Origin of the sequence: Arthrobacter sp. Hiyo1 (genome assembly GCF_001263615.2) — a bacterium.
Lineage (GTDB): Bacteria > Actinomycetota > Actinomycetes > Actinomycetales > Micrococcaceae > Arthrobacter.
The window spans coordinates 148,432-150,758 of record NZ_DF952472.1 but is presented as its reverse complement, the minus strand read 5'-3'; the positions used below and the strand labels follow the sequence as shown (position 1 = coordinate 150,758).

Below are 2,327 nucleotides of genomic sequence, written 5' to 3'. Positions count from 1 at the left end.
GGCCGATCGGCGCTTCCCGCTCCCTCGGGACCCCTTCTCCGTCCGCGGACCTGCCAACAGGTCCGTGGACGGATCCATCCCGGGGCTCCCACCAACGGCAATCCGAAGAAAGAACCACGATGCACAAGCTCCAACCGGCCGCCCCCGCCCACGACCAGATGGACGTCATCGTTATCGGCGAAGCCCTGATCGACGTCGTCAACGGCCCCGAAGGATCCATCAGCTATCCAGGCGGGTCCCCGGCAAATGTCGCCTACGGCCTTGGCCGGCTCGGCATCCCGACCGGGCTGCTCACAGCGATCGGCGACGACGAACACGGCACCGCCATCACCAACCACCTCCACAGCGCAGGCGTCCGGCTTCTTCCCGGATCCATTTCCCTTGAACGGACAGCAACCGCCACCGCCACCTTGGCGGCCGATGGCTCCGCCAGCTACGAGTTCGACATCGCCTGGCAGCTGGCACCTGTGGCGCCGGCCATGATCCCGAAAGTTCTCCACACGGGCTCGATCGCCACGTTTCTCGCGCCAGGAGCCGCCACAGTCCGCACCCTCCTCGAGCAATGCCACCAATCATGCCTGGTCACCTACGACCCCAACATCCGCCCGGCTCTCCTCGGCAGTCACTCCGAGGCGCAGTCAGTCTTCGAGGACCTGCTCCCGCTCACGGACGTCGTGAAACTCAGCGACGAAGATGCACACTGGCTGTACCCCGCATTCTCCCCGGACGAGGTCCTCTCCCATTTACTGGAACAGGGCGCGCGCCTGGCCGTCATCACCAAGGGCGCAGAGGGTGCCCTGCTGGCCACACCCGATGCCCGGTTCAGCATCCCATCCGTGAAGACCAAGGTTGCCGACACCATCGGGGCAGGCGACGCCTACATGGCCGCACTCATCTTTGAACTGCTGACCCGGGGCGACGAGGCGTTTACGCCGCCCGGGCTCGAAGCCATTGGGCAGACCGCGTCGATGGCCGCCGCAATCACAGTGAGCCGTCCAGGCGCCAACCCGCCTACCGCCGAAGAGTTGCAGACGCGTCTGGCAGGCCCTCGGCGACGTCGGCACACCGTCGCCTATTCCTGAGCGGCCGTCGCCCGATCTCGGGCTGTCTGTTCCACGCACCGCCGTCCATTTGTGTGCGCTCATTCAGGCCAAGAAGCGAGACCTTCAACGACGCTAATGCTCTTCATGTTCCTGCACTGCGACGGAAGCCACAGCTGAGAGTCCGGGGCATTGGCCACGATTCAGCTCGTAAAGGTCACGCTCTCAAAGTCGGCGCTCCAGGAGCGCGCCGCCAGATCCTTTTGCGGCAATCCCAGCGAGAGCTCCTGTGAAACGCAAGAGCCCGGCATGGGTCGTCGCTGATGAAGCTGATATCCAGTAGGCCCCGAGCCGGTCCATCTTTCCCGTCGAGCGAGGCGGCAGCTCGGAAGGTGGACCCGTCGAATTTCGATTTGGAAGTGCACGGGTCCGTCCTGTCCGGGGTCCAGGATCAGGCCGGACCAATACTCGCCGTGTTTGTCTCGGCGTTCTCATCCCGTCACGCCGATGTGGTTGGTGTCCAGGGTGATGCAGCCACCCCCGGTACCCGTGGCTCGTATCCACGGACCCGCAGCCTCGCTACCTCTCCTTTGAGCCGCGGGGAAATTGGTCCCCGGCTGTGGACAGGGAACAGGCCATCCGAGGAGGCAGAAGCGATAGTCCGCTGGCGGCGCTAGTGCTTCCACAGTCCGTTGCGCACGCGCGCTACCAACAGCGTTGCTCCGGGTGTAGGCTTAGCTCTGACCGGATGCGTGCTCTATGCAATACGGAGTCCAAGGCCTTGCCTCCAGGCGACCCTCCGCGATGGGCTTGCCGCACACGGCGCACAGTCCGTAACTCCCGTTGGCAATCCGCAGCAAAGCGGCCTCGATCTGTTCCAGGCCCACCCGGCTCTGCTCCATGAGTGCGGAAGCCTGGGAAAGTTCGAAAGCGATCGTGCTCCCTTCCGGATCGTGTTCGTCGTCGACGTTCGCGTCCTGCCTGGCGACGTTTACCGAAGTGATGTCCCCAAGGAGGGCTTTCAAGAGCGCAACCTTGCGGTCACGTTCCTCCTCAAGGAGTACTCGGAACCGCTTCGCATCGACCATGGGACGAAAGGCTACCGCACAGTTGAGCTTGAGTGGGCCAGTCCGCGAGCTCGTGGGACCGCTCTGACAACTGGGAGCACCGCGACTCGGCAGCGCACAGCCGCCCAGGAATGCCCAACGTCTGGTCGATTGTAGGCCGTGACGCCTACTGCGGGTCGCGCCGGACTTCCGCTGGAGTCCATCCCAGGGCTGGACCGGG

At 64.4% G+C, this 2,327-nt stretch carries 2 protein-coding genes; one reads left to right on the top strand and one right to left on the bottom strand.

Features of this window, described 5'->3' with window-relative positions:
* Window positions 1-119 precede the first annotated feature (119 nt).
* A complete protein-coding gene (locus AHiyo1_RS14360; protein WP_059389025.1) occupies window positions 120-1,082 on the top strand; it encodes a carbohydrate kinase family protein in 963 nt (320 codons plus the stop codon).
* Between the two features lie 692 nt (window positions 1,083-1,774).
* Here the strand turns inward: AHiyo1_RS14360 and AHiyo1_RS14355 are convergent.
* Window positions 1,775-2,128, bottom strand: a complete 354-nt coding sequence (locus AHiyo1_RS14355; protein WP_059389024.1) for a TraR/DksA family transcriptional regulator — start codon at window positions 2,126-2,128, stop codon at window positions 1,775-1,777.
* Window positions 2,129-2,327 lie beyond the last annotated feature (199 nt).

Coding starts and splice junctions, on each gene's coding strand:
- AHiyo1_RS14360 (WP_059389025.1), top strand. CDS start 120: ATGCACAAGCTCCAACCGGCCGCCCCCGCCCACGACCAGATGGACGTC.
- AHiyo1_RS14355 (WP_059389024.1), bottom strand. CDS start 2,128: ATGGTCGATGCGAAGCGGTTCCGAGTACTCCTTGAGGAGGAACGTGAC.